Origin of the sequence: Caldimonas sp., from assembly GCF_046289365.1 — a bacterium.
In the GTDB taxonomy this organism is placed as follows: Bacteria; Pseudomonadota; Gammaproteobacteria; order Burkholderiales; family Burkholderiaceae_C; genus Caldimonas.
In genome coordinates this window covers 1-2,353 of sequence record NZ_JBKBVU010000315.1, presented here as the reverse complement: position 1 = coordinate 2,353, position 2,353 = coordinate 1, and the positions used below count along the sequence as shown (strand labels likewise).

Below are 2,353 nucleotides of genomic sequence, written 5' to 3'. Positions count from 1 at the left end.
CACTACCGCACCACCTTCGTCGGCGAGACCCCGGTGGTGGTCGTGCGCGACGGCGACGGCGAGCTCTACGGCTTCGAGAACCGCTGCGCGCACCGTGGCGCGCTGATCGCGCTGGAGAAAGCCGGCCGGGCCGAAAGCTTCCAGTGTGTCTACCATGCCTGGAGCTACAACCGCCAGGGCGACCTCACCGGGGTGGCGTTCGAGCAGGGCGTGAAGGGCCAGGGAGGCATGCCGCCGGGCTTCTGCAAGGAGGACCACGGCCCACGCAAGCTGCGCATCGCCAGCTTTTGCGGCCTGGTGTTCGGCAGCTTCCATGACGAGGTGCCCGGCATCGAGGACTATCTCGGCGACGAGATCTGCCAGCGCATCGAGCGCGTGCTGCACAAACCGGTGCAGGTGATCGGCCGCTTCACCCAGGCCCTGCCCAACAACTGGAAGCTCTATGTCGAGAACGTGAAGGACAGCTACCACGCGAGCCTGCTGCATCTGTTCTTCACGACCTTCGAGCTCAACCGCCTGTCGCAAAAGGGTGGCGTCATCGTCGACGACAGCGGCGCACACCATGTGAGCTACTCGATGATTGACCCGCAGGCCAAGGATGCGTCCTACAAGGAGCAGGGGCTGCGTTCGGACACGGACCGCTACCGCCTCAAGGACCCCACGCTGCTGCAGGCCTTCCCGGAGTTCGACGACGGCGTGACGCTGCAGATCCTCTCGGTGTTTCCCGGCTTCGTGCTGCAGCAGATCCAGAACTGCCTGGCCGTGCGCCAGGTGCTGCCCAAGGGCACGGGCCGCAGCGAGCTGAACTGGACTTACCTCGGCTATGCCGACGACACCCCCGAGCAGCGCCAGGTCAGGCTCAAACAGGCCAACCTGATCGGCCCGGCGGGGTTTATCTCGATGGAGGACGGGGCCGTGGGGGGCTTCGTGCAGCGCGGCATCGCCGGGGCCCGCGACCAGGAGGCGGTCCTCGAGATGGGCGGCGAGCTGGCCTGTTCCAGCGAGGGCCGCGCCACCGAGGCCTCGGTGCGTGGCTTCTGGAAAGCCTACCGCAACCTGATGGGGGTGTGAGATGGATGCCCATCACGACCTGATCGCGCTGTGCACCTTCAACGCTGCCTATGCCGATGCGATCGACGGCGACGCCCTGGAGTCCTGGCCCGGCTTCTTCACCGAAGGCTGTCACTACCGCATCACGCACGCGGAGAACCATCGCGAGGGCCTGCCGGCCGGCATCGTCTATGCCGACTCGCGCGCCATGCTCGAAGACCGTGTGGCGGCGCTGCGCGAGGCCAACATCTACGAGCGCCACCGCTACCGGCACCTGCTGGGCATGCCGTGGATCACGGCTCGCAACCCGGCGGCGATCGAAGCGCGCACGCCGTTCATGGTGGCACGCATCATGGCCACCGGCCAGACCGAGCTGTTTGCCACCGGTGCCTACCACGACCGCTTCGTGCGCGAAGGGGGGCGCCTGCTGCTGGCCGAGCGCGTGGCCGTGTGCGACAGCACCGTCATCGACACCCTGCTGGCGCTGCCGCTGTGAGGGTCGGACGATGAGCGCACGGCGTCTGGCCCTGGCCGTGGGCGATCCCAACGGGATCGGCCCGGAGATCGCGCTGAAGGCGGTGCAGGCCCTGCAGGGCGAGGCAGGCGTGCACCTGACCCTGTACGGCCCGCCCGGAGTGCTGGACCGCACGGCGCAGCAGCTCGGCCTGGGCGATCTGCTCGAGCGTGTGGCCTGCGTTGCCACGCCCGAGCCCACCGCCTCGGCCCTGCGTCCCGGCCTGGTGCATGCCGAGGCGGGCGCCAGTGCCGTGGCCGCGGCCACCGCTGCGCTGCAGGCTTGCCGCGCCGGCCAGCACGACGCGGTGGTGGCCGGCCCGCACCACGAGGTGGCCATTGCCCGGGCGGGCATAACCTTCAGCGGCTATCCCTCCCTGGTGGCGCGCGTGTGCGGCCTGCGCGAGGACGAGGTCTTCCTGATGCTGGTGGGGGGTGGCCTGCGCATCGTGCACGTGACCTTGCACGAAAGCGTGGCTTCGGCGCTGACGCGCATCACACCGCAGCGCGTGGCGGCGGCAGCCCGCGCGGGCCTGCGGGCCTGTCGCCTGCTGGGCCTGCCACAGCCGGCCGTCGGGGTCTTCGGGCTCAATCCCCATGCGTCCGAAGGCGGCCTCTTCGGCCCCGAGGACTGGGCCCTGGTGGCCCCGGCCGTCGCGACCCTGCGGGCCGAGGGCCACCGGGTCGACGGCCCCGAAGGCGCCGATGCGATGCTGGCCCGCCGCGCCCACGACCTGTATGTGGCCATGCTCCACGACCAGGGGCACATTCCCGTGAAACTGCTGGCGCC

3 protein-coding genes are annotated in these 2,353 nt (G+C 69.7%); all 3 read left to right on the top strand.

Features of this window, described 5'->3' with window-relative positions; genetic code table 11:
• Positions 1-1,071 (top strand): aromatic ring-hydroxylating dioxygenase subunit alpha (locus ACK42S_RS17500; RefSeq protein ID WP_409710620.1); only part of this gene is annotated, 1,071 nt, incomplete at its 5' end.
• Position 1,072: 1 nt separating this feature from the next.
• Positions 1,073-1,546, top strand: a complete 474-nt coding sequence (locus tag ACK42S_RS17495) for an aromatic-ring-hydroxylating dioxygenase subunit beta (protein WP_409710617.1) — start codon at positions 1,073-1,075, stop codon at positions 1,544-1,546.
• Between the two features lie 10 nt (positions 1,547-1,556).
• On the top strand, positions 1,557-2,353 hold a 797-nt coding region (locus ACK42S_RS17490), incomplete at its 3' end, for a 4-hydroxythreonine-4-phosphate dehydrogenase PdxA (protein WP_409710614.1).